We start from the raw sequence: 24,688 nt of genomic DNA, 5'->3' as shown, positions 1-24,688 counted from the left end.
ATATTATTAATAAGGAGGCCGTTAATAAAGTACATAATTAAACTTAATATTACCTTTAATACACTTTAATCACTGCATATCTCTTTTCCTCTTTCATGTAATCTATTCTGCTAACACTTTGCCCAGTCTTTACACACTAATTAGTTAGAGAGGAGTTTTTTTATGAAAACAATAGCTAAAATTTGGGGAGCCTTCATGATTTTGTTATTTGCAACACTGTTCTTTTCAATCAATGCAAATGCGAGCACAGTAAGTTTAGTCCCAAACAATGAAAGCGCAGCCACCCAAAATAAAGCAACGCTACAAAAAGCAATCAATGCAGCAAGTACAGGCGAAACGATTACGATTCCAAAAGGTACCTACTATCTAAGCGGCGAAATCATGGTAAAATCCAATATTACAATTCAAGGGGAAGATATGTACGCCACTAAACTCTATATAGATAAAGGCTTTGTCTCACCGTACATTCAAATACCAGCGGATACAGGTCTTGGCGTTAGCAACCTGACGATGAAAAACATGTCCATGGGAATGAATCCAAATACCGTGCCAACAATTGATATTAACGCAGATGCCATTCAAGAATATGGTAAGGGAACCGCGCTCGATACCAACAAAAAGAATTTTTCATTTATCGAAATAAGCAATAAATATTCAGGAAAATATACTCCTAACACACCACGTACAAATAAAAATCTGACCTTCTCAAACCTTATCCTAGATGGGGAACTAAAAGGTGATTCAGGCATATTTCTAGGCGATGCAGAAAATGTAACCGTAACCAATAACACCATCAAGAACATCGGAGCAAAAAACGGCATTTCCCTACAAACAAGTTCCGATATCACAATCAAAAATAACACAATCACCAACGTCGGAAGATCCTCCATCTTCATGTACTTAGGAAATAAAAACATCACGATTGAAAATAATAATATGAAAGACTGGCTTCAGCGCTTCGGAGTGCTTCATTATTTCCAACTCATTAACGAGGGCATGACGAAAGAGAAAGCTAGCCAGACAACTAACAATGATTCCGGAATCTATTCATACGGACCAGCAAACGAAGGCATTTTCATAAAGAACAATCAGCTTAGCGTTTCAGAAGGAAAGAAAAATCCGAATAATGCTGTCCTTGCAAAATACGGCGTCACAAACACACAATCCATTATGTACTCCGCTATTCGTTTACCAGGAACAAAAGATTCTGAGGTTATTGGCAATGATGTACAGCTCACCTCCCCAGATGCCTACAGTTTTTTAGATGTCAATATAAAGTCAGAAGGAACACTAGAACAAGGCTCTAAAAATATTTATATCAAACAAAATACCTTTACAGTTGGAAGTAGCGGCACCATTATGTATCCATTTCGTATTTTCAATGCAGAAGCAGACGAAAACAGCAACGGTATCATTATCGACGAAAACACGATTGACATCCAAGGTGACATTTGGAACTATTTCAAAACAATCGTCGAAGTCAGAAAAGGCGATCCAGGTTTGCGCGGTTCTATCGACACGCAGAGCCTTACTTTCATCAATAATCTTATCAGTGTAAAAGATTGGCCCATCAAAACTAGTAAATGGTTATATGTCAATGGCTGCAAATTAGATGTATTAGAATTTTGGGGCAACCGATTTAAAGACAACACTCCAGAAATTCTCGACATTATCGGTTCAGAAAATATTAACAAAACCTACACTATGAAGTTAAATCCTTATTTCCTGAACTACGAACAACTCGCCAACCCTTACATCACTGGAACGGCTACCAAAGACTCCATTTACAAAATAACGCGCATTAATGATATCGCACAAGCAAATATCGTCGATGGTAAAGTTATGATGTATTTAAAACCAGATCAAGTCAAAGGAAAAGACCGTGTAGAAATTAAGTTAATGAAGGAAAATACACTAGCAGAAAGAACGACAAACAGAGCCTATATTCTCTATTTCAATCAATAAAATGGCTAGATTAAACAAATAGGAATAAACGAAAGAACAAAAAACAGAAGCGTATACCTTGATGTTAGGTAAATCTTCTGTTTTTAGTTACTTATTTATTTCTCATGCAAATCCGACATCTTCGCTTTGCCCATCAGCAACATCGTAAAAAACGCCAAGCTAAGCGGAATTAGCGTCCATAAGAATGTTTGTGCAATCGAACTACACAATATTTCCGTTATCTTATCCAAAATTTCCGCTGGTATCTTCGCCCGCAACTCCGGTGACAAAATCGCGCGGCTATCCATGTGTTGGAACATCTCTGGTACGCCGTTTGAGAACAAATTCCGCTGAATCACGCCATAAATCGTAATCCCCACGGTCATCCCAAACGAACGAATAAAGTTATTCGTCGCACTCGCCGTCCCGCGTTCATCCGGATTAATTTTATACAAGCTTGCCGTTCCAAGAATTGAAAACGAAGGCCCAATCCCAACTCCGAGCATCACCATGTAAATCGTCAGCAAGTACCGCGGCGTGTCAGGCGTCAACGTTCCAAACAAAATCGTCGTCCCAAACGTCAAAATCCCCGCACAAATCATAATCGAACGGAAGCTAAACCGATTCGCCAAGTTCCCCGAAATAGCCGCCATCACGCTTGTCCCCACCATCATCGGCAAGAGTAGCAAGCCTGAATTCGTCGCCGTCCCACCGTCTACACCTTGCACATACAGCGGAATATAAATCGTCGCAACCATAAACACGCCACCATACAACATCCCCGTCAAAACCGTCCCTAAATAAACAGGTCGCTTAAACAAGTAAAACGGTAAAATCGGGTCCGCCGCACGACGCTCCACAAAAATAAGCACAATCATCGCTACTACGAACAATCCGAACAAACTAAAAATCTGCATCGAATCCCACGCATACGTATGCCCGCCAAGCTCTAGCGCAAACATCAACGCCACCGTTCCACCAACAAGGAAGAACGCACCCAGCCAATCAATTTTTGCTTTGTTATGTTTTGGTGATTCTTTATAATACACACTAATTAAAAATAAGGCCACAATCCCAATCGGAATATTAATATAAAAAATCCAATGCCAACTAATGTGATCCGTAATGAACGCCCCAAGTAGAGGCCCAACAACGCTTGAAAGGCCGAACACAGCGCCAAACCAACCGCCGACACTCGCACGTTTTTCCAGTGGCAGAACGTCCCAAATAATCGTGAACGCAATCGGCATCAAAGCACTACCGCCAACCCCTTGAATCGCCCGATAAATCGCCAGTTGCGTCATTGTTTCCGCCGTTCCACAAAGAATCGAACCAATTAGAAACAACGTAATTCCGAACACATAAAATCGTTTTCGACCATACATATCCGATAATTTCCCGAAAATCGGCATGCCCGCCATTTCCGCAACTAAGTATGCCGACGTAATCCAAACATACTTATCAAGTCCCCCTAAATCGCCGACGATTGTACCCATACTTGCTGCTACAATCGTGTTATCTAGCGACGAAACAAAGATTCCAAGCATTAGTGCGACTAATACCGGAATAATTTTCGTTTCTGTTTTTGTCATTTTCCTCACCCTTCTTGATTGCATTCGTATATAATAGAACTATACGCTACATCCTCTTAATTTAACACTGTTAAATTATATCTCTATCGATCTAAAAATAAAATCAGTCTAAAGGAGTATTTTTTAGTGAGCAAAAAAAGAAATTTGACGCAAGAAAAAATCATTTTAGCCTCTTTAGAAGTTTTAGAAAAACACGGTATTCAGAACTTATCGATGCGCAAAGTCGCCGATGCAATGAACGTTCAAGCGCCCGCACTTTACTGGCATTTCAAGAATAAACAAGACTTATTACAAGGGCTTTCCAGTTATATTTCCGCACAAATTGCGTTGCCCGATGCCGAACTTTCATGGCAAGATAAGGCGCGTTGGCTAGCGATGCAAAGTCACCAAGCGATGCGCGCTGTTCCCGACGGTGCCGAAATCATGATGAAAACAATTCCAATCGACAAAAGCCGCCTAAACATTATCGACTGCCTGTTCTGCGCCTTTTTTGACGCGGGTTTTGATGAAGAACAGACGCTGGCATTATGCAATTTGATTGATAATTATGTCACGGGAATCGCGATTGATGAAACGTCCCAAGACCGCACGCTGGCCGAAGTAGGACCCGATAAGATTCACGGACTCTTTACCTCGATGTTTGAGCGCGAAGATATGCAACATTTGCGCGTCATCCCAGCAATGAAAAGACACGCCGAGGCCCACGAACGCTTTGATTTAAATTTTTCATTCGGTTTGGATGTCATTATTGCCGGCGCCGAGAAAATTCTAGAAACAACGAAAGGAGGCTGACACATGCGAAAAGATAAACTTTTACAAGGCGAAAAAGTGTTTTTGCGTCCGCTAAATGCGGCGGATCAGGACACGTACTATACGATGTTTTTTGATAGCGAAGTTAGGCGTTTAACAGGGACAAAACAAGCTTTTACGTATGCTCAAATCGAGCAGTATATTGCGAATAAGTGGCAAGAAAGCGACGCTGTGTTACTGCTTATTTGCTTGCAAGATAGTGAGGAAGTTATCGGTGACATTGCGCTACAAGACATCGACACGACGAATCGCAATGCCAACATGCGAATCGCGATTAGCCAAGCAGCGCACCAAGGACAAGGCTACGGTTCAGAGGCAATGCAGTTATTGCTTGATTACGGCTTTGGTATTTTGAATTTACACCGCATTGAACTAAATGTTTTTGCCTACAACAAACAAGCCAGCCGCGCCTATGAAAAAGTTGGCTTCACGGTCGAAGGTGTACAGCGCGAGGCTTTATTTTATAATCACGAATATCACGATTCTATCCTTATGAGCATCCTCGCTCACGAATTTCGGGAAAAATATCGAAAGTAACAGTACAAATAAGCCATGTCGCCAATTACCTCGAGACATGGCTTATTTATTTGAGCCTACTGCAAATTTATTCGTCTTACTCTATATTGCTGATCTGTTTTGCAGGGACTCCTGCTACAATGACATTATCGGGGACATCTTTTGTCACTGTTGCACTAGCAGCCACCACCGAGTTTTCTCCTACTGTTATTCCTGGCAGTATCGTTGCATTAGCTCCAATCCAGGCGTTCTTTTTAATACAAATAGGTGCCACTCTTAAGCCACGTCTATTTTCTGGATTAAGTAAGTGGTTAACTGTGATTAGTGTTGCTCCTGGACCTATTAATACCTCATCCTCAATTACAATCCCCCCTAAATCAACGAAAGTAACATTCTGATTAATAAAGATGTTTTTTCCAAACGTAATATGTTTCCCGAAGTCACTATAAAAAGGTAATGAAATATCTACGGAAGAATCCACTGCTTTTCCAGTGATTTCTTCCAAATAACGCAAGATTTTTTCTTTCGTATGGTATTGTGTATTCAACTCGATGATTAACTGTTCATTATTCTGTTTGACTAAATGAATTTCTTGATAAAGCGCTGAGTCTTTGAGTACATCTTTCCCGATTAATTTGCTTTGTAAATCTAATTCAGACATGTAACCCCTCCTAAAAATAAATCATTTACTACTCTAATTATATATAGAAAAGGTATACTTGACTAAGACCTATAATACATACTTATCCATTCATTTTATCTATAGAAAGGACTGAGCTTATGGAACTGCGCGTTTTAAATTATTTTTTAACCGTTGCAAGAGAAAAAACAATTAGCAGAGCTGCCGAAGTACTTCATCTATCTCAACCAACGCTTTCCAAGCAATTGAAAGAATTCGAGGAAACATTAGGAGTAACATTATTTATACGCGGAAGTCGTTTTATTACGTTGACAGAGGAAGGGATTTACTTAGCTAATAAAGGAAAAGAAATCGTATCTTTAGTTGAATCCACTACAGCAAATTTACTCAGTGATAGCACGATAAGTGGACAGATTGCTATTGGAGCAGGAGAAACGAGAGCTTTTGAATTCATTGGTCAATTTTTGCGTGATTTAAGAATCGAGCACCCAGATATTCATTTTCAACTGCATAGTGGCAATGCCGACGATGTGTTAGAAAAAATCGATCATGGATTACTAGACTTTGGACTCGTCATTGATCCCATAGAAAAACAGAAATATGATTACCTGCAACTACCTTTAGTAGATTACTGGGGACTTTTAGTTCATACATCCCATCCTTTAGCCAAAAACAAATCAATCACTCCTATAAATATTAGGGGCATACCTTTACTGGTTTCCAGCCAATCTTTTGTTGACAAACAGCTAGCAGAATGGCTTGGGGAAAATTCTGATTCTCTCCATATTGTTGGCACTTATAATTTACTTTATAATGCTTCTCTCTTAGTAAAAGAAAATATGGTGAGCGCGCTTTGTATTGATGGGATTATAAATACAACTAATACCGACCTGACGTTTATTCCATTCTTCCCTTCCCTAACCGTCAACGTCAATATTATTTGGAAAAAAATCAAACCTTTTCAAATGCCTCCAAAGCATTTTTGCGATTAATTCGTGATACTTAAATATGACAATTGCAACGATAACTTAAGATGCCACCTGATAATCATGGCACTTAATGCTTGTTAGTAAATGTAAAATACTCTAAAATAATGTTAACGCTTTAAAAAGGAGGATTTATAATGAAACACATAAAAAAAGAATTCACGCTTGATTGCGGGCCTGCTGAGGCTTGGCCATTAGTTGTTGATCGAAGCAAGTATGAAAAGTGGGCAGCAGCTTTCCAGGAAGGCTCCACCTACACTGGTGATATGGGACTCGATGAAACGGTTCATTTTGTCGATACTTCGGGCAATGGTTTGGTTTCTAAAGTAGTTGTTTTTGAACCAGAAAAAGAAATCAAATTTTCCTTTTTAGGTGAAATCACTGATGGGAAATATGTTGAAGTCGCTGCATTTGCAGACATGCTGGAGCATTATGTATTTGAACCCGTTGGCAACCAAACAAAAATGTTCGTAGATGTCGCCATGGATGATAAATATTATGACATGATGAATGAAATGTGGGACCGAGCCGGAATTGAGCTCGTGAAACTAAGTAAATAATAAATAAACTAGGAAGCCCCCTCATGCCCATGGAAACTGGCATGAGGGGGCTTCTAAGTCTATAAAACCTGTACGTGTCTAACAAACACCCAAATTATCTATTTTTTCCTGCGACCATACCAAACCGTTGCGAACGTTGTACCAAAAATGATAATTGCTCCTGCGAGTAAGTAGCGCAGTTCATTTAGATCGCCTGTATGCGGAAGGGTTTGCTGGTTAGTTTTAATCGCTGTTAGTTTTGTAGGCGTTGGTTTGACGGTGTTTACGGTTGTTGGCTTCACTGGTTTTGTCGGATGCGTCGTTGGTGTAATGACTGGTTTTGTTGGCGGAATCGTCGGTTTGGTTGGTGGTATGACTATTTTTGCATCGGTTACGACGACTGTTACTGGTTCTGTGCTGCGTTCTGGGATGGCTACTTGCTTCGGTGTCGGGTCAACAGTGTAGCCTTTTGGTGGGCTGATTTCTTTGACGTAGTACACACCTGGAACTAGTTTTGGAAAATGTACTTTGCCATCGGTACTTGTGTTTCCTTTACTCACTATTTTCTTGTCGCTGTTTAGAATGCTGTACGTTGCTCCTTTTAGTGAGATATTCTGATCGTCGCGGTCTACTTTATGCACGATGATGCTGCCGTAGTCTTTTTGGTTGGTGAATGTGACTTCTTTTACTTCTGTTTGATTGAATGTAATGGTGAACGGAATTTGTGCTGTGTCTAACAAGTAGCCTTTTGGCGCGGTTTTCTCTTGGAAGTAGTAATCGCCAGGTGTTAAGTTGGTTGCGCCGAGCTCGCCTAGTTCGTTGCTCACCAGATTTTCTTTTACAATGCTACCATTGACATTATATAGGTCAAAAATGGCACCGGCTAATCGTGCTTTTGTTTCTGCATCTGTTTTGGTTAGCTTCACAGATCCTGGAATCATGGTGTTTGGCATGTCCACTTCTACTTCATCTTGTTGTGATGGTACGATATTGAATGGTACTGGTGTTGTATCGATTTCGTAGCCGATTGGTGCTTGGGTTTCGATGAACTGATAGTCGCCAGGAGGCAGTTCTATGGTTTCAATTTTGCCATCTTCATTGGTTGTTAAATTTTCTTGTACTGTGGTGCCGTCTTTATCTGTGACTTTGAAAATGGCGCCGAATAAATGATTGTCTTTGTTCACACTATCTGCTTTTGTAAGCATTGCTTTGCCGCGAATGAGTTCGTTTACGTAGTTGATTAATAGTGTTCGTTCTTGGCCTTTTTCGATGGTGAATGATAGTGGCGTGATTGGTAGTTTGTAGTTGGTTGGCGCTTCGGTTTCCATCAATTCATAGTCGCCTGGAACTAGGTTATCAATGTGGATGTCGCCTGTTTCGTCCGTTGTAAAAGTGGTACCTATTTTGCCGCCTAGTTGGAGCGATTTCAAGCTGAATTTAGCGCCTTTTAATGCCTCTCCGCGGTTGATGCTGTCCACTTTATGAATGCGCACGGAGCCGGTGAGTAGTGTATTCGTCGCCTCTAGTTGTAACGCTTTGTCTTGCGCTTTTGTAATCGTAAATTTGATAAAACTGCTATCTAACTGATAATATTGCGGCGCGGTTGTTTCTTGTAGCATATAGTCGCCTGGATCAAGGCCTGGAATAACTATTTTTCCGAATACGTCAGTTGTTAAGTCTTCTTGTATCGTGCTACCCTCGGCGTCTGTTAATCGATAAACTGCTCCAGCCAAAGCTTCTCCTGAGGCACTGTCTGTTTTGGATAAAGATACAGTTCCCGGAATAATCGTGTTGAATGCTTCTACTGAAATCGGTGCTTGCTGCCCTTTAACGATTGTAAAAAGTACTGGAGTCGAGTCTAGGTAGTAGCCTGTTGGCGCAGCTGTTTCGATGAATTGATAGTCGCCGGGTGGTAAATCGTTAACGCTAATCAGACCGTCGGAACCACCAACGAGATTGTCTTGTATGACGTCACCGTCTTTGTTTAGCAGTTTAAATGTAGCCCCTGCAATCGGTGTCTTGGTTTTTTTGTCTAGTTTTTCTAGAATAACGCTGCCCGGTGTTAATATGTTTGTTTTTTCGACGACTGTTGTTTCTTGTTGGGATTTGGCGATCGTGAATGGCACTGGGGTTGCGTCTAGAATATAGCCGAATGCTGCGCTTGTTTCGACAAAACTGTAATCGCCTGGTGCCAAGTCTTGTGTTGTAATTTCGCCATCGTTATTTGTTACTAAACCGGATTGCACGACTTCCCCTTGATCATTTTGAACGTCAAAAGTGGCGCCTGCAATGTGTTGTAGCGGGTTTACGCTATCTTGTTTGATTAGTTTGGCCTTGCCTTTGATAAGTTCGTTGGAATAGTTGATGTCTAGTGCCCTCGTTTGATTTTTAGTAATTGTAAAATGGTAATCGCTCGTTGGTAGCTCGTAATCTTGCGGTGCTTTCGTTTCGGTAAGATCGTAATCGCCTGGAGCCAAGCCATCGATAGAGAGGTCGCCATTTTCGTCAACTTCTAGGTCGCTACGAACGATTTCACCAGTATCGCTTGCTTTTAAATCAAACTTAGCGCCAGTTAATTTTTGTAGAACGTTCACGCTGTCGACTTTGTGTAGTGTAAATCCGCCAGTTTTTAAGGTGTTGTCATGTGTCATTGTCAATGCTTCTTGTTGGGCAAGCGCGATATGGAACGGAATCGGTGTGCTATCAAGCTGATAAGCCTCTGGTGCGCTGGTTTCAACTAAGAAATAATCGCCTGGGTCAAGGTTTTCAATTGTTAACTTACCGAATTCGTCAGTCTCCAAATCCGTTTGTAAAACTTGCTCATCAGCGTCTAGTAGTTGGAATGTTGCTCCTGCCAGCCCCTCTTTGGAAACGTGATCTTGTTTTGTTAAAATAACCGTCCCTGGAACGACTGTGTCGAGCGCTGTCAAGGCGACTTCTTGTTGTTGCGACTTCACAATCGTAAACGGAATCGCTGTGTCATCTAAATAGTAACCTGTCGGTGCGGCCGTTTCGACAAATTGGTAGTTTCCAGGTGCTAAATTGGTCACGTGAATTTCGCCGTTTTCATCACTCGTCAAGTTGGCTTGCACGACATCACCATTTGCTTTTTGTAAAGAGAAGACAGCTCCGGAAAGTGCTAATTTGGACTTCTTATCTTTCTTGGTGAGCTTGACTCCGCCTGTTTTTAGTGTGTTTGTCATTGTTTTGGAGACGATGTTTGTGCTTGTTGTTGCTTTTGAAATCGTAATTGGAATTGGCGTGGTGTCTAGTTTGTAATCCGCTGGTGCCACTGTTTCGACGAGTGAGTAGTTGCCAAGCGGTAAGTTCGGAATGACGAGTTTTCCTTGCAGATCTGTCGTTAAATTCGATTGCAGCGTTGCCCCAGAACTATTTAATAATTTGAAAACTGCTCCAGATAACGGCATGTGCGTCACGCTATCTTCTTTTGTCAGGGAAATCGTTCCTAAAATAAGCGCATCATACGCCGTCACAGTAATTGGCGTTGTTTGTTTTGCACCTATTGTAAAATTGTATGGCGTTGCATTTAGCTGATATCCTTGTGGCGCAGTGACTTCCACGAAAGAATAACTTCCTGGCTCCAAATTCGTCAAATGGATTTTTCCGTTCGCGTCGGTTGTAAGATTATCTTGAACGACTGTGCCACCTTTCTTCAATTGAAAAACTGCGCCTGACAATGCGTTGGTCGTATTTGTTTCATATTTTGTCAACGTAACTTCGCCGACATATAAGCTATTTTTAACCGTCACATCTTTAGCCGTTTGAGCAATATTCACCGTCGTACCAACTTCCAAAGCGTCCGAAATGACATACCCCGTCGGCGCGGCCAGTTCCTTCAAAATATAATTCCCGTAGCGCAAAGCTCCGAAAACGACTTTACCAGTGCTATCCGTCACGCCTGAACGCAACACAACAGTTCCCGTCGCATCATACAATGCCATACTAGCTCCAGCAAGTGGCGTAGTACCTATATTCGTCTTCGTTAGCGTAATTGTGCCACGAACTCCCGTCGCGCTACCTCCGCCGTCTGTGACCTTAACAACGACATCATACGCCGTCTCCACTAGCTCCGTCGTAATGTTGCTACCAGCAAGTTTGATAGCATTACTAATCGTTTCTTTATCATTCGCGTCAATGAACGAACTATATTTCAAAATATAGGCCGTCGAAATCGTATTCGCAAACGTTATTTTAAATTTCTGCGCACCCGTCACATTATCCGTCGTGATTTCAAGCGTATAATCCGTCCCTTGCACCATCTCGGCGCCTTGCGTAAAGGTTCCGTTGGCAGCTACCACCGTCTTATACAAGTGGAACGAGGATGGAATCAGCACTTGATTACTTGTCGGCGTATCGATAATCGTTGCGTTTGAAATCGTTGACTGCCCAGCATTAATGTTCGCCGTCCAATCAATATTTTTACCATTTTGCGTTCCCGACTTCGTAACATAGCTTCCACCACTCGGAATGTTCACCGTTCCCGTCCACGAAGCAAAATTCTGCGCGCCATCTTTTAACGTCCCCGTATTTTGGTAAGAAGCCACGATCAACGTATCCGCAATGCTCGTCTTATACGTAATATAATACGCCGTCTGAATACTATGATTAAAATGCACCGTAATCACATTTCCCGTCGTATCCAGCGTATACTCACTACTCGGCACAATCCCGCCGTCCGAATACGCATTCTGCCCAGAACCAAGCGTCATCTTATGCACTTCAATCGTATTTGGCAACAACTTCTGATTCGCCGGAATAGCATCCGTAAAAATTGGATCCGTCACAGTCAGCAAATTATAGTTCATGCCAACCGTCCACGTCAGCTCCTTCCGCTGCGCATTATAACTCCCCGACTTAAACCCATTGTTCTTCGTATAATCTCCCGGGTTCACATTCACAATCACCGAACTCGTATCGTCCCCATTAATCTCCGTCCAGAAAATCGAAGCCACATTTTCAAAATTATTTGGCGCCGTCACTTCCGAATAATTAAACGTCGTCGCATATGTCAACTTCAACGTATGCGTCATGTTCTCCCCATAAGCCCCAATGAGCGTCACCACAAACCCTTGCCCATCCGAGTTCAGCTCCAACTCGTAATCCGTCCCGAGAACCAACACACTATTCGCATTATTCATGTCTACTATTTTCACCGAATTTTGCACCAATGTTAAACCGTCCGAAGTGAAACGATCCTTAATAAAAACATGATTCATAATATAGTTGTTGTTATTAATAATCTGCTCCCACTGCATCACTTTCGTATTATAATTAATGCTCGTCGTTCGTTTACTAATATTGCCCTGAGTCACACCACGCGTCGAACTCACCGTCGTTGTATTCGGCGAACTCACCTGATTGACCACATTAATATTACTCGTAATCAGTCCAGTCGGCACCGTATCATACGTAATCACATACGCCCCACTAATCCCCTGATTAAACTGCAAATTAAACCCGTTCTGCGTCCCATTAGACGTCGGCGTCACTGTATAAGCCGTAGAAGGCACCGTGCTACCAATCGTTGCCGCACCAGTCCCATCAATGCTCACATTTTTCACAACAATCGAGCCTGGCACAAGCCCATACGTATTCGAAAACAAATCCCGAATAATCGCATTGGCCTGCGTAATCGTTGCCGTATCATAATTATAATTAATCGTCCAAGAAATTTTTTGCGTCTTCGAATCATACGTACTTGACTTGTTCAAACGCTTCCCACGATTAATATTCACCGTCGAAGAAGCCGAAACCGCTGTATTCCCCGTACTAGTCAACGTCGCCTTATTCGTGAAACTCGTTTTCGTCAAATCCGTAATCGTCGTCGTGTATCGCACCTCATACGCCTGAATCATGCTATCCGCAAAATCAATTTCAAGCGTATTATTCGCGTTCGGTACAATCGTGTACTCCGACGGGTCCGCCAGTTCCCCCACACTATTCGTCCCATCCATAAACACATTCAGCTTATACACTTGAATCGACGTTGGATCAAGCGATAAACCAGCCTGCATCGGATCTTTCAAAACCGCATTCTTAAGCAGTTTCTGATTCCCATTCACCTGCACCTTCCAGCTAACCGAAGTAGGATTATACGTGGCATTTGCCGCACCCGTCTTCGTAATCGCCGTCCCACCAGTCGGTAAGAAATCCAGCGTAAACATCGTACCCTCATCTACCGGAAACGTAATTGTTTTCGTCGTAATCCCAATCAAATGCTGCTTATCAAAATACGTATTAAAATGCAATTCCCCGTGAACCTCCGATGATGTCTCCGCATTTTCATTAAACGTCAATGTCACCGTATGATCCGTATTCACAACAAACGTCCCATACTCCCCAAGCGTCCCCGTAATCGGCGAATTAATCGCAAAAATAGTAGGTATCGCAAACGTATACGTATCCCCATTCTTCACATTAAGCGCATCAGGAAGCGCCCATTCAAACTGAATTTTGGCAGACGAATCCACCGTTGGGCGATTCTCATCCGTATACGGGTTCCCATCACTATCCGTAAAAATAACATTCGTCAAAATATTTTCATCAATGACCCCATTCACCGTTGCAACCGACGCCTTCGCTTTTGGCGTCACAGCCTTCGTCGCATCTTTCTTCACAGTATCCTCTTTCACCGCCTCTTTTTCCGTCGGTACCTCCGGCTCAGCAACTGGCGTCACCTCTTGTTGTAGCGGAACTTGCAACGTCACCAACTGCGAACCAAGATCAAAGTTCAGTGGCAACAGCTTCTCTTTCGTATCACTTTGTAACGTTGCCCGTAACACGATATCCCCAACCTGATCTTCATCAAACACAGGCACATCCTCATTCAACTGTACTTGCAATACATGCTTTTCATTATCCACAGACCATTTCCCGTAAACTACATCACCAATTTTGAAATCTGCTTGCAAGTCGCCCTCCATATGTAGCGCTTCTGGGAGTGTCACTAAAATCTCTTTGCCTGCCAAACTCTCCTCACTCGCAATTTTCCAGTTATATCGCACATTTAGCTTACTTTCCTGTAAAACAACCGGCTTAGACTTCTCCGTTATAACGTTCCCTTCCACGTCCCCCACTGTTACTTGTGTAAAGAAATCCTGTTTCGCCGTTTCTAAATTCTCAGATTGCGCTGGCACAGCTGTTAAAACGGTGAAAGCCACGAGCATAACAGTAAGAACTGCCGCTAACACCTTTTTCATCACTTTTTTCCCCTTTCGAATATGCTTGCTTAAAGCTAACAATGTCTATTTATGAATTGTAAAATTTTGAGCATTTATATGTGTCTTTTGTGTCTTATATTACAAACACCTTGAAATCATTAATTACCACTTATTCTTGTTTTAAAACACGATACTACTAGTTAATTGGTAAATTTTAATCATAATAAGCCGAATAAAACTAGTAAAACTGTACTTTTTTGCTCACTATTGAACCCCGAAAAAAATTTTTAAAACAAAAAAAACACACTACACTTTGTAAAAAATGTAATGTGTCTATTATTATTGATTTCTAGCAAACTGCGCATCATGCAAATTGCGATACGCGCCTTGTTTTGCCATTAATTCATCATGCGTTCCCTGTTCGGCGATTCCTGACTCATTCACCACGATAATCCGGTCCGCATGTTTAATCGTCGCCAAGCGATGCGCGATAATCATCGTCGTACGGCCTTTTGCAAGATCATCTAGCGACTGTTGAATCACTAATTCCGTCTCCGTATCAAGCGCTGAAGTCGCCTCATCCAAAATCAAGATTGGCGGATTTTTCAAGAACATCCGTGCAATTGCCAGCCGCTGTTTCTGACCACCAGAAAGTTTCACGCCGCGCTCACCAATAATCGTATCCAAACCGTTCGGCATTTCCTGCACGACTTTTTCCAGATGCGCTAATTTTACAACGTACCAAATCTCTTCTTCCGTCGCATCCAGTTTTCCGTAGGCAATATTTTCACGAATCGTCCCAGAAAACAAGAACACATCCTGCTGCACCACGCCAATTTGCGTGCGTAAAGAATCCAGCGTCATCGCCTGAATATTAATCCCGTCAATCGTAATCGCACCATCCGTCACATCATAAAACCGCGGCAATAAATTACAAATCGTCGTCTTTCCAGCACCAGATGGCCCCACAAAAGCAACCGTCTCGCCAGCCTTCACACGAAGATTAATCCCATCTAGCACCGTTTTGCCAGAATCATATTGAAACGACACATGGTCATAAACAATGTCCCCACGCAACGCCCCAACATTCACAGCACCATCCTTATCCTTAATCGCCGGCTCCGTATCAATCACTTCAATAAACCGCTTAAACCCAGCAATCCCCTTCGGATAACTCTCAATCACCGAATTAATCTTCTCGATCGGCCGCATAAACACGTTCGTCAGCAAAATAAAACTCACAAACTGCCCATATGTAATCCCATCGTTAATAACAAAATAAGACCCAAAGAACAACGCAAACAACGTGATCAAGCGCATCAGAAAGTAGTTAAACGAAAAACTAAATCCCATCACCTTATAAAACATCAATTTCGACTTACGATACGTCTGATTCAACTTGCCAAAACGCTTACGCTCAAAATCCTCATTCGCAAACGCCTGCACCACACGCACACCACTAATCGCATTTTCCACACCAGCATTAAAACTGCCCAAATCCTTGAAAATCTGCGTATTCACACCAGTCATTTTTTTATTAAAGAAAATAATTAGCACCGTCAAAATTGGCACCAAAATAATCGTCATCACCGCGAGTTTCACATTAATTGTCATCATCAACAAGAACGCTCCGACAAGCGACATAATCGAAATAAAAATATCCTCCGGCCCGTGATGCGCCACCTCGCCAATCTCAAATAAATCCGTCGTCATCCGCGACATCAACTTCCCTGTTTTCTGATTGTCATAATACTCAAACGGCTGCTTTTGCAAATGCGCAAACAAATCCCGCCGCATATCCGTCTCAATATTAAGTCCCAACATATGCCCCCAGTAAGTCACAATATACTGCATAAACATATTCAAGAAATAAAAGAATAAAAGCGCCAAAGCCGCCGTCACAATCAAACCCCAATCACGGTCAGGCAACAACTTATCAATCACCTGATTCACCGCCACCGGAAACGCAAGCTCAAGCAGTGCCGCAATAACCGCACAACCAAAGTCGATTATAAATAAAAGCTTGTAAGGCTTATAATAACTAAAAAACCGTTTTAACATCCAAAACTCCCCTTTCCTCACAGAAATACCATTATAACAAATAAAATCATCCCTGCCTAGTTGAGAGCCGTTCTCAATTAAAAAATAACATTTTCCTGAATCACATCTAACTTTTTAATAATAATGTACCGCCGCTTCATCGCGATAACACCTTCCGCCTTCAACTGCTGAAAAATCCGATTCACACTACTCGCCGAATTAATCCCACAAAAGTGCCCAATCTCCTCATTACTCACCAAAAAATCAATCAAAAACGCGTCCTTCTCGATCTCCACACCAAATAATTTATACAATTCATAGAGTTGCGTACAAATCGCACCCAATTTACCATTCATCAACATTTGCTGCATCTTCTTAATCGACTCGAGCAACCGCGTACGATAATAATCCTTCACATAAATTTGCAAATCCGCATTCCCATTCACATCTTTCCAAAACCGAACCCGATCAATCCGATACAATTCCGCACGATCTGACTCCACACGAATATTAAAAGGCGCATTCGCAAACTGAGAATACTCATCCTTTAACAACGACACAATGTCCATTTTATTAATATACGCCAAGTTAAATTCCCGGCCATCCCTTGAAATAATGCTCGTCTTAATAATCCCATTTTTTAATATGTACACATACGAATCTTCCAATCCCTCGTAGGTTAAATATTTCCGTTTCCCCCGCGTAACTACTGGAAAATCATTGGCACTCACATACTCACTAAGAATATCATGATTCATTTTCCATCCTCCCTTTCTCGCAACTTTCACACCTGTTTATTTATCATACAAAATTATACCTCATTTATTCGCAACATTTGTTATACATTTTTGTTTATATCATACCAGTTTAGCAAATCAAAAAGTATCCCGATGAAAATACCCCTATAATAATGCTTGTTATTAGCACAAATTACAAGAAGAAAGGGATTATATCGTATGAAAGAAAAATTATTTAATCAAGGCTTTGTTTTAATCACACTCATTAACTTCGTTGTATACCTTGTCTACTATTTACTAATGGTTATCATCGCCGTCATCGCCCAAGAAGAACTAAACGCCTCACTAGGCGCCGCAGGTTTTGCCTCCGGTATTTACATCCTCGGTACACTTCTAGCTAGACTCTACATGGGCAAAAAATTAGAATTATTCGGTCGAAAACGCGTGTTGCGATATGGCATTCTGTTCTTTCTAGTCACAACAATGGCTTACATATACATGCCTTCCATCTCCGTCATGTTCCTCATTCGCTTTTTAAACGGGTTTGCGTACGGAACTACTTCCACCGCCACAAACGCCATCGTCACGTCCTACATCCCAAAATCAAGAAACGGCGAAGGCATTAATTATTACGGACTCAGCACCAGTTTAGCAGCAGCAATCGGGCCATTTATCGGTATGATTTTATTAAGCACGACAAGTTTTTATACCATCATCATTTTTTCTACCATCCTTGTATTCCTAACAACCATCCTTTGTTTCTATCTCCCAGTGAAAAATATCGTTTTAACACCCGAACATCGAAAAGCATTGAAAACATGGACACTATCCAGCTTTGTAGAATTTAAAGTATTGCCAATCGCCTTTGTCGCCTTTTTGATGGGCATCTCTTATTCCACCGTACTTACTTTTTTGGCTTCCTACGCTAGAGAAATCAACTTGGTCAGCGCCAGCACCTTCTTCTTCGTCGTATACGCACTAGTCATCACTTTCACAAGACCGATGTCCGGAAAAATATTCGACGCCAAAGGGGAAAAATTTGTAATGTATCCAAGTTACATCTTTTTAGCCGTGGGTCTATTTGTTTTAAGTACAGCGTCGACAAGCTTTATCTTGCTTCTATCCGGCGGTCTCATCGGCTTAGGCTACGGTACTTTTATGTCGAACGGACAAGCAGTTAGTTTGAAATCATGCGAACCACACCGAATTGGCATTGCCTTATCTACCTACTTTATCGGACTCGATTTAGGCTTAGGAATCGGACCTTACATCATGGGAGAAATCCATCACGCCCTATCTTTCCAAGGTCTGTATATCCTAGCAGGAATCATCGCTCTAGCTTGCGTTTTTGTCTATATGTATTTTTCAATCGCCGCGACAAAACATTTAAAAGGAAGTGAAGAACTATGAACCCGAACCATGTCCTCCTCATCACAGCAGCCGGTTATATCGTAGGTTCCAAATTAGCAAACGACGAAAAAAAACAATCCATCTTACTCGGAGACGTCCACATTAACAACACGGCGCAACGATTAATCGACCACTTTGAAAGCCTAGAAATCGCAAAAGAACACATCATCGGCTATAAATCACTATCCAACGACGATTCGCGAAACCTGATTGCTAGATGGCAGTCCGATTACTTCACTACTTCTTGATATCAGAAAAGCATTGCGTTTTTACGCAATGCTTTTCTTACTCTTCTTACGTTTAAACGGAATCATTGCAATCGCTCCAAAAATCGTACAGCTATAATACGTAATTAACCGCCATAAAATCAATGCCATCACAAGCTTCTCAGGACTTAACACCATCTCAAAAAACGATGTAAAGCTATACTCCGCGCCACCAGTCCCGCCAGGCGTTGGAATAGAAGAAGACAGCTTCATCACAAACGCGTGATACGTCATCGTCGTCATTAAACTAACATCCGTTACTTCCAAGCTAAGCAAGACAAAATACGGAATACTCAAATAAAATAATAACTGCACTGTCGTGTAGAAAACACATTCCCAAATCAAACGCGTATTTCCACTAAAACGCACACTTTCTTCATGAAACGACGCAATTTTGCTATCCGCATTTTCACGAATACCTTCCCGACGCTCTTTCTTCACAAAAAGCAAGACCGGCTTCAGCAAAACATGCACAATCGCCGCAGCCACCCGCTCACTTTTTGCAACGGTCACTAGCCCTATGATCACACCTAAGTTAATCACAAAGCCAATCAAAATCAAATACTTAATTTCAAAAGTCGTATGTCCCAATAACGGAAAACCAACAATCAAAAAGAAAATAAACGTTGCTACAATCATCGCTTGATAAATAATAAATTTAATCAACAACACCGAGCTCGCCAAACCAATATCGATACCACGACGCGTTAACAAATAAAGCTGCGCCGGCTGACCACCACTCGCAAACGGCGTCACCGAATTAAAAAACTGGCCAATCATTGTAATCCGAAATGACGTCCCCATTTTCAGCGTAGGATCTGCCTGCTTCCCAAAACGTTGCAAAACAACAGCTTCCAACCACCAATATAAAAACATCGCCAGACAAGCCAGCCCAATATAGATTAAATTCACATTTTTCAACACATCGAAAACAACATTCCATTTGACATTACGAAATTGGAAAAAAATAAACCCAACACTTATCGCAACAACAAGTAAAATACTGAGAACGTGTCGGCTTGTATTTTTACCCATTGTCCTCTATCCTTTCAAAAGCCCATCATAAAACTGTTGCCATAACCCGATTAGTCTAGCTTCCGAATAATAGGCTGCACCCTTCTCGGCTGCCTCTTTGGCGTCTTGTAAATAAGCATGATCTGTTGCCATCCGCTCCAATTGTGCCTTAAAGCCTGCCACGTCAGACGCTTGCAAATAATTTCCCGCAAGAATGCCTTCGTACAGTTCCAAATCACGCAACAACACAGGAAGCCCGCTACTCATCCCTTCTAAAATCGCCATCGGAAACAGCTCATTAAAAGACGGTAAAAACAGCACATCTGCCATATTATAATACGTATTCATATCCGCGCGCTCTACGATACCTGGGAATGTCACATTGGCCGGTGGATGGTCATAAATCTCCTTCAATTCCTTATAACCCGCCGTAATTTTACCAAAAGAAAAGCCGCCAGCCCAAATGAATTGCATGTCAGGTAACTGTTTCGCCACATCAATAAAATCAAGCACGCCTTTACGATGTTGCACTTGCCCAACACCGATCGCAATAAACGCATCTTCCTCTATGCCGTGAGCTTTGCGCAGCGCTTTTTTCTCATCTGTCGCCATCGGATAAAACGTTTTTGCCGACACAAAATTCGGTATGTATTTAATTTTCTCCTCTGGAATTCCGTACGCCACCAGTTGTGGAATAAACGACGGATTCACCACTACAAGCACGTCCATCCGCTTATAAAACCAGATCACATACTTATAAAAAACCTTCTTCGCAATCCAAGGAAGTTCCAAACTCTCATCCAACGTCTCCGGCAAGAAATGGACATAACCAACCTTCACGCCGCGTTTCTTCTTCGCAAACGTCGATAAAAAGAACGGAAAATCAATCGTGTGGTAATGCGTAATCTCCGACTCGCGATATGTATTGATAGCAATATCGTACTTATCCGCATGATGCGTCGTCATTAAATTCACTAATTCTCTATAAGCAGAAGCTACCCCCTGGCCTTTCACTTTCTCCGCAGAGGATAGCATCGTAATTCTATTCATGGTATTTTCTCACTTTCTTATCACGTTTTTGAAGTACTTCCGTCGGGATGCTTAACACGTAATTGCTCATTGGATATTCACGATCCAATCTGCCATACATCCGCTCTTCTGTCCAACCATAATTCACGCACGTTTCCGAATACAATTGCTCAATATTCGCACCAAACTGCTCCGCTGAAAATTTCTCAATATGTTGATACGCATTGCTTACTAATTCGCGGGCCACTTCCGGCTGCTCCAACAGATCGACTACCATCGCTGGCAACTCCCAATCCGACGTAAAACGACGCCCCGTTTGCCGATCCAAAATCAAATCCTCATTACTACGATCTGCTTTTGCGATGACTGGAATACCCGAAGCCATTGCCTCAATGTATGTCATGCCTTGTGTCTCCGATGTCGAAGCACTCACAAACACCTGTCCTAACCGATAAAAACGACCAATCGTTTCCCAATCTTGTTCCCCCGCAAAGATAACCGATTTTGAAACGCCTTCTGTAAACGCCAATTCCTCCAAATCTTTGCGTGCTGGACCATCGCCCACGATAAGCAGTTTCGCATTCGGCACCCGCTCCAAAACACTTGGAAACGCGCGTACAATAATATCAATGCCTTTTTCTTGGGCAACACGACCAATCGATACAATCACTTTATCCGTCTCAGCAATGCCAAGCTGCGCCTTTGTTTCGGCTACTTCTTGTTTGCTAAAACGATCTGCTTGGAAGGACTTGAATTCCGTTCCAGTTGGGATAATCCGGATATGATTTGTCACCCCGTAACGGCGTAAAGAAGACTGCACCTTCTCTGTCGGTACAATAACGGTGTCCATCGATTCGCAAAAAGCCCGACTAAGCCGCTGTACAACACCTTGCGTAATCAATTTCCCTTTGCCGATATAGTGCAAGTAATCCTCATACATCGTGTGGTACGTATGCAAAACAGGAAGATGGAATTTCTTCGCCATTTTCTTTCCAATTAGCCCCATCGAAAATTCCGTATGGGTATGAATGACATCAATCTCCAATCGCTTAATCAAATGCGCCACTTTCTGTGTTCCTGCAATCGCGATTCGCCGTTCAGGAAAAAACACAAACGGAATGCTTGAGAAACGGAATACCTTGCCTTCTTCCGCCACCAAGTCAGCCTGTGGATCTGAGGTCGTAAATATATATACATTGTGTCCTCGTTTTGTTAACTCTTTTTCCATCGTTTTAATTGATGTTGCAACACCGCTAATTTGCGGAAAAAAAGTATCTGTAAAAATACCTATGTTCACTGTTTTCGCCTTCCCTCCACACCATGATACGTTACCATCGTGCCTTTGCTATAGCCCAGCGTGTCGACCAACGCCCATTTTCGTCGTTAAAAGCTCCGTTCCGATGCTCACGTACTCAAGTACGCTCCGCTTCGGTACTCGCTTTTGCCTAGAAACTAGGCATTGGTCGACACGCTGGGGTTTGGAAGCACGGACAGGTTTTTGCTTATATAAAGCTATTTTATCTTAGCAAAAATTCATTCATCCTTATTATAACAAAAATTTAGTGAAAAGAATTGTTTTTCTTTTTGGTTTTTTGCCGCTCGTTTATAACTATACTTCATTATGCACCAATACGGCATAAATTGCCTAGGCCTGTGGTTTGATTTTTTATCGTTCTTGCGTCTTTATTTAAGAAAACACAACTTTCTCGATGATCTCGATTTTCGGATCAAGAGACATCGCTACTGGACATGATTTCTTCACGAGATGCAATGCCTTCTCTGCTTTTTCACGGTCTTCTTGGGCTACTTTTAAAGTGAATGTTACCTCGATTTTTTTCAGAACGTGGATGACTGCTTCTTGGTCTTGTTCGAATGTCACGTTTATACCTTCGATTGTATATGCAATGCGTTTCTTTTCCAAAATTGTGTCGTAAACATAACCGCTACATGCTGCGACTGCCGCGACCGTTGCTTGTGTTGGTGAAAAACCTGTGTCGCGATTTAATTGCCAATTACCATTTTCGTGAATCACTTCAAAACCATTCGTACCTCTAACTAAATCCATTTATTTATTCCTCCTAATATACTTCATAATTCTGACCTGTTTGACCGCCAGATACGCTTTTCACAAATGCTTGGGCCACTTTTTCTGCGGGCACTGGGTTGAAACCTACGAAAAAGTCTTTGTATTTCTCCCAAGATTCCTCCAAAACGTTCGGGCTCACACTATTGATTCGAATTCCTCGAGGCATTTCGATTGCCGCTGATTTTACAAAAGCACGAATTCCGCCATTGACCATCGCAGCAGAAGCCCCCTGTTTAATCGGGTCATCCATCATAATCCCTGTCACTAGCGTAAAACTGCCGCCATCGTTCACATAATCCAAACCAAGCAGAACAAGATTCATCTGACCTTTTAACTTGCCGTCGATGGATTGTTGATTCTGCTCTGGCGTCATCGTTTCCAATGGTCCAAAATAAGCCGCACCTGCCGCGACAACTAGCGCATCGATGTGCCCCAATTCCTCGTACATCGCGCGAATGCTTTCTGGTGAGGTCATATCAAGCGTGACATCTGCACCTTTTCTACTCGCCGTCACAATCGTATGCCCCGCATCCGTAAGTTTACCAACTACCGCCTTACCAATGGTTCCCGTCGCACCAACGACAACTATTTTCATTTCACTTCCTCCTCTACTAATTCAAATCACGTCTCACCGTTTTCGTATTAGCAACGAGCAATGACAAGAGTAGTACCAGAATCGCTCCTGATAAAAGCAGTGTCGTCATCGCGCTCTTATGATCAATGATGATATAGCGCACAATCGCCGTAATCCCAATATAAATAAAATAACGTAACGGGAAATGATATCCCTTCTCAAAATATTTAATAATCAACGCCAAAAATTCAAAATAAAGAAAGAAAACAAGAATTTCTTCTGTTATTTGATAAAAGTTCTCCGAAGTGTCATAAAACACACTATGGAAAATCTCCCACGTTTCTTTAAACATCGAAATAACCAATGTTATTGCAACAAGAATCAACGCTACATTCAATACAGCTTGTAATATTTTCGGTGTCTTATCCGACCATTTCTTAATAAAATTCACGTTGCATCTCCTTTCAGGTGTTCTTTATTGTACCAGATTCTAGGCTGAATTTCATGTTTTAGAGTAGCTACGTCAAAAGCTGTATCATGCATCACTTTTATTTCGCGACACACATACAGCTTTTGTCTTATTTATTATTTTTAGCAACCTTTTGAACGAATGTTTCAAATAACGGGCACATTTCGTCGTCTTGTTTCACCATAATTTCAGGATGCCATTGCACGCCGACAACGAATAAATCGCCTTCTCGTTCCATCCCTTCAATGACACCGTCTGACGCCCAAGCTGTTGCCTGAAACCCGTCAGCCACATCGCGAATGACTTGATGATGCAACGAATTCACCATTGCTTTTTCGCCAAAAATCGCGTGTAATTCAGATTCTGGTTGGGTCGTAATCGAATGAATCGGAAAAACCGGATCTGTGCGTTGCAAATGTTGGCGTTCAATATTGGGCGCGTAACTAATATCTTGATATAACGTCCCGCCAAACGCCACGTTCATTAATTGCACCCCACGACAAATCGCGAGTACCGGTTTGTTTTGCGCTAAAGTCGCTTTTAATAACGCCATCTCGTACAAATCACGTTCTGGCAACGTCGAGCTAAGTTGCGCCAGTGGCTCCTCGCCATATAAGAACGGCGAAATATCATCGCCCCCCGTCAACACCAGTCCGTCAATACGACTTACAATCTCCTCTGCATATGCCGTCGCTGTTACCGGCAAGATAAGCGGAGCTCCACCAGCCTTCGCAATCGCCTTCACATACGTATCATTCACAGTTGCCCGTGGTTCGAAAATATTTTGTGGAAACTCCATACTACGAAGCGTTCCAGAAATCCCAATAATTGCTGACATGATTTACCGCATCCTCT

18 protein-coding genes and 1 pseudogene are annotated in these 24,688 nt (G+C 42.1%); 7 read left to right on the top strand and 12 right to left on the bottom strand.

Annotated features, from left to right (window positions below; translation table 11 throughout):
• Positions 1–162: 162 nt before the first annotated feature.
• On the top strand, positions 163–1,965 hold the full coding sequence (locus EP57_RS10090; RefSeq protein WP_036086383.1) for a glycosyl hydrolase family 28-related protein: 1,803 nt from the start codon (positions 163–165) through the stop codon (positions 1,963–1,965).
• 95 nt (positions 1,966–2,060) lie between these two features.
• Here the strand turns inward: EP57_RS10090 and EP57_RS10085 are convergent, their stop codons facing one another.
• Complete coding sequence (locus EP57_RS10085; RefSeq protein ID WP_036086382.1) at positions 2,061–3,536, bottom strand: MDR family MFS transporter; 1,476 nt, start codon at positions 3,534–3,536, stop codon at positions 2,061–2,063.
• A 126-nt stretch (positions 3,537–3,662) separates the two neighbouring features.
• On the opposite strand from EP57_RS10085, the gene EP57_RS10080 reads away from it, so the two are divergent.
• Together EP57_RS10080 and EP57_RS10075 are read left to right on the top strand one after the other, a co-directional pair.
• Entirely contained in the window at positions 3,663–4,328 is a 666-nt protein-coding gene (locus EP57_RS10080) for a TetR/AcrR family transcriptional regulator C-terminal domain-containing protein (RefSeq protein WP_036086381.1), read from the top strand.
• A gap of 3 nt (positions 4,329–4,331) precedes the next feature.
• A complete protein-coding gene (locus tag EP57_RS10075) occupies positions 4,332–4,883 on the top strand; it encodes a GNAT family N-acetyltransferase (RefSeq protein ID WP_036086380.1) in 552 nt (183 codons plus the stop codon).
• Positions 4,884–4,959: 76 nt separating this feature from the next.
• On the opposite strand, the gene EP57_RS10070 is transcribed toward EP57_RS10075, so the two are convergent.
• Positions 4,960–5,523: a DapH/DapD/GlmU-related protein gene (locus tag EP57_RS10070; RefSeq protein ID WP_036086378.1), complete on the bottom strand. Its 564-nt coding sequence runs from the start codon at positions 5,521–5,523 to the stop codon at positions 4,960–4,962.
• A gap of 119 nt (positions 5,524–5,642) precedes the next feature.
• Here EP57_RS10070 and EP57_RS10065 point away from each other — a divergent pair.
• Positions 5,643–6,508: pseudogene (locus EP57_RS10065) on the top strand (LysR family transcriptional regulator).
• Positions 6,509–6,625: 117 nt separating this feature from the next.
• Positions 6,626–7,048, top strand: a complete 423-nt coding sequence (locus EP57_RS10060; protein WP_036086375.1) for an SRPBCC family protein — start codon at positions 6,626–6,628, stop codon at positions 7,046–7,048.
• A gap of 98 nt (positions 7,049–7,146) precedes the next feature.
• Here the strand turns inward: EP57_RS10060 and EP57_RS10055 are convergent, their stop codons facing one another.
• From EP57_RS10055 to EP57_RS10045, 3 genes are all read right to left on the bottom strand, one after another.
• Entirely contained in the window at positions 7,147–14,247 is a 7,101-nt protein-coding gene (locus EP57_RS10055; protein ID WP_036086373.1) for a SpaA isopeptide-forming pilin-related protein, read from the bottom strand.
• A gap of 300 nt (positions 14,248–14,547) precedes the next feature.
• Positions 14,548–16,269 (bottom strand): ABC transporter ATP-binding protein, encoded by a 1,722-nt coding sequence (locus tag EP57_RS10050; RefSeq protein WP_036086372.1) that lies wholly within the window; start codon positions 16,267–16,269, stop codon positions 14,548–14,550.
• 77 nt (positions 16,270–16,346) lie between these two features.
• Positions 16,347–17,006 carry a Crp/Fnr family transcriptional regulator gene (locus EP57_RS10045; RefSeq protein ID WP_036086370.1) on the bottom strand — a complete coding sequence of 220 codons (660 nt, stop codon included), beginning with the start codon at positions 17,004–17,006 and terminating at the stop codon, positions 16,347–16,349.
• Positions 17,007–17,204: 198 nt separating this feature from the next.
• On the opposite strand from EP57_RS10045, the gene EP57_RS10040 reads away from it, so the two are divergent.
• Positions 17,205–18,395 carry an MFS transporter gene (locus EP57_RS10040; protein ID WP_036086369.1) on the top strand — a complete coding sequence of 397 codons (1,191 nt, stop codon included), beginning with the start codon at positions 17,205–17,207 and terminating at the stop codon, positions 18,393–18,395.
• Complete coding sequence (locus tag EP57_RS10035) at positions 18,392–18,643, top strand: hypothetical protein (RefSeq protein WP_036086367.1); 252 nt, start codon at positions 18,392–18,394, stop codon at positions 18,641–18,643. Before EP57_RS10040 ends, EP57_RS10035 begins: the two co-directional genes overlap by 4 nt.
• 21 nt (positions 18,644–18,664) lie before the next feature.
• Here EP57_RS10035 and EP57_RS10030 read toward each other — a convergent pair whose 3' ends face one another.
• The 7 genes from EP57_RS10030 to EP57_RS10000 form a co-directional block, all read right to left on the bottom strand.
• A complete protein-coding gene (locus EP57_RS10030) occupies positions 18,665–19,696 on the bottom strand; it encodes a lysylphosphatidylglycerol synthase transmembrane domain-containing protein (RefSeq protein ID WP_036086366.1) in 1,032 nt (343 codons plus the stop codon).
• 6 nt (positions 19,697–19,702) lie between these two features.
• The gene (locus EP57_RS10025) at positions 19,703–20,725 is read right to left on the bottom strand and encodes a glycosyltransferase family 4 protein (protein WP_036086365.1); all 1,023 of its coding nucleotides are present in this window, start codon (positions 20,723–20,725) and stop codon (positions 19,703–19,705) included.
• A complete protein-coding gene (locus EP57_RS10020; RefSeq protein ID WP_052167636.1) occupies positions 20,718–22,001 on the bottom strand; it encodes a glycosyltransferase family 4 protein in 1,284 nt (427 codons plus the stop codon). The genes EP57_RS10025 and EP57_RS10020 overlap by 8 nt, the downstream gene beginning before the upstream one ends.
• Positions 22,002–22,391: 390 nt before the next feature.
• On the bottom strand, positions 22,392–22,769 hold the full coding sequence (locus tag EP57_RS10015; protein ID WP_036086364.1) for an OsmC family protein: 378 nt from the start codon (positions 22,767–22,769) through the stop codon (positions 22,392–22,394).
• A gap of 13 nt (positions 22,770–22,782) precedes the next feature.
• Positions 22,783–23,385: a short chain dehydrogenase gene (locus EP57_RS10010; protein ID WP_036086363.1), complete on the bottom strand. Its 603-nt coding sequence runs from the start codon at positions 23,383–23,385 to the stop codon at positions 22,783–22,785.
• A 16-nt stretch (positions 23,386–23,401) separates the two neighbouring features.
• Positions 23,402–23,815: a phosphate-starvation-inducible protein PsiE gene (psiE, locus tag EP57_RS10005; RefSeq protein WP_036086362.1), complete on the bottom strand. Its 414-nt coding sequence runs from the start codon at positions 23,813–23,815 to the stop codon at positions 23,402–23,404.
• A gap of 127 nt (positions 23,816–23,942) precedes the next feature.
• A complete protein-coding gene (locus EP57_RS10000; RefSeq protein ID WP_036086360.1) occupies positions 23,943–24,671 on the bottom strand; it encodes a gamma-glutamyl-gamma-aminobutyrate hydrolase family protein in 729 nt (242 codons plus the stop codon).
• Between the last annotated feature and the right edge of the window lie 17 nt (positions 24,672–24,688).

This window comes from Listeria booriae (genome assembly GCF_000766865.1).
Lineage (GTDB): Bacteria > Bacillota > Bacilli > Lactobacillales > Listeriaceae > Listeria_A > Listeria_A booriae.
This window is presented reverse-complemented; position numbering and strand designations above follow the sequence as displayed.

Coding starts and splice junctions, on each gene's coding strand:
- EP57_RS10090 (WP_036086383.1), top strand. CDS start 163: ATGAAAACAATAGCTAAAATTTGGGGAGCCTTCATGATTTTGTTATTT.
- EP57_RS10085 (WP_036086382.1), bottom strand. CDS start 3,536: ATGACAAAAACAGAAACGAAAATTATTCCGGTATTAGTCGCACTAATG.
- EP57_RS10075 (WP_036086380.1), top strand. CDS start 4,332: ATGCGAAAAGATAAACTTTTACAAGGCGAAAAAGTGTTTTTGCGTCCG.
- EP57_RS10070 (WP_036086378.1), bottom strand. CDS start 5,523: ATGTCTGAATTAGATTTACAAAGCAAATTAATCGGGAAAGATGTACTC.
- EP57_RS10060 (WP_036086375.1), top strand. CDS start 6,626: ATGAAACACATAAAAAAAGAATTCACGCTTGATTGCGGGCCTGCTGAG.
- EP57_RS10055 (WP_036086373.1), bottom strand. CDS start 14,247: ATGAAAAAGGTGTTAGCGGCAGTTCTTACTGTTATGCTCGTGGCTTTC.
- EP57_RS10050 (WP_036086372.1), bottom strand. CDS start 16,269: ATGTTAAAACGGTTTTTTAGTTATTATAAGCCTTACAAGCTTTTATTT.
- EP57_RS10045 (WP_036086370.1), bottom strand. CDS start 17,006: ATGAATCATGATATTCTTAGTGAGTATGTGAGTGCCAATGATTTTCCA.
- EP57_RS10040 (WP_036086369.1), top strand. CDS start 17,205: ATGAAAGAAAAATTATTTAATCAAGGCTTTGTTTTAATCACACTCATT.
- EP57_RS10035 (WP_036086367.1), top strand. CDS start 18,392: ATGAACCCGAACCATGTCCTCCTCATCACAGCAGCCGGTTATATCGTA.
- EP57_RS10030 (WP_036086366.1), bottom strand. CDS start 19,696: ATGGGTAAAAATACAAGCCGACACGTTCTCAGTATTTTACTTGTTGTT.
- EP57_RS10025 (WP_036086365.1), bottom strand. CDS start 20,725: ATGAATAGAATTACGATGCTATCCTCTGCGGAGAAAGTGAAAGGCCAG.
- EP57_RS10015 (WP_036086364.1), bottom strand. CDS start 22,769: ATGGATTTAGTTAGAGGTACGAATGGTTTTGAAGTGATTCACGAAAAT.
- EP57_RS10010 (WP_036086363.1), bottom strand. CDS start 23,385: ATGAAAATAGTTGTCGTTGGTGCGACGGGAACCATTGGTAAGGCGGTA.
- EP57_RS10000 (WP_036086360.1), bottom strand. CDS start 24,671: ATGTCAGCAATTATTGGGATTTCTGGAACGCTTCGTAGTATGGAGTTT.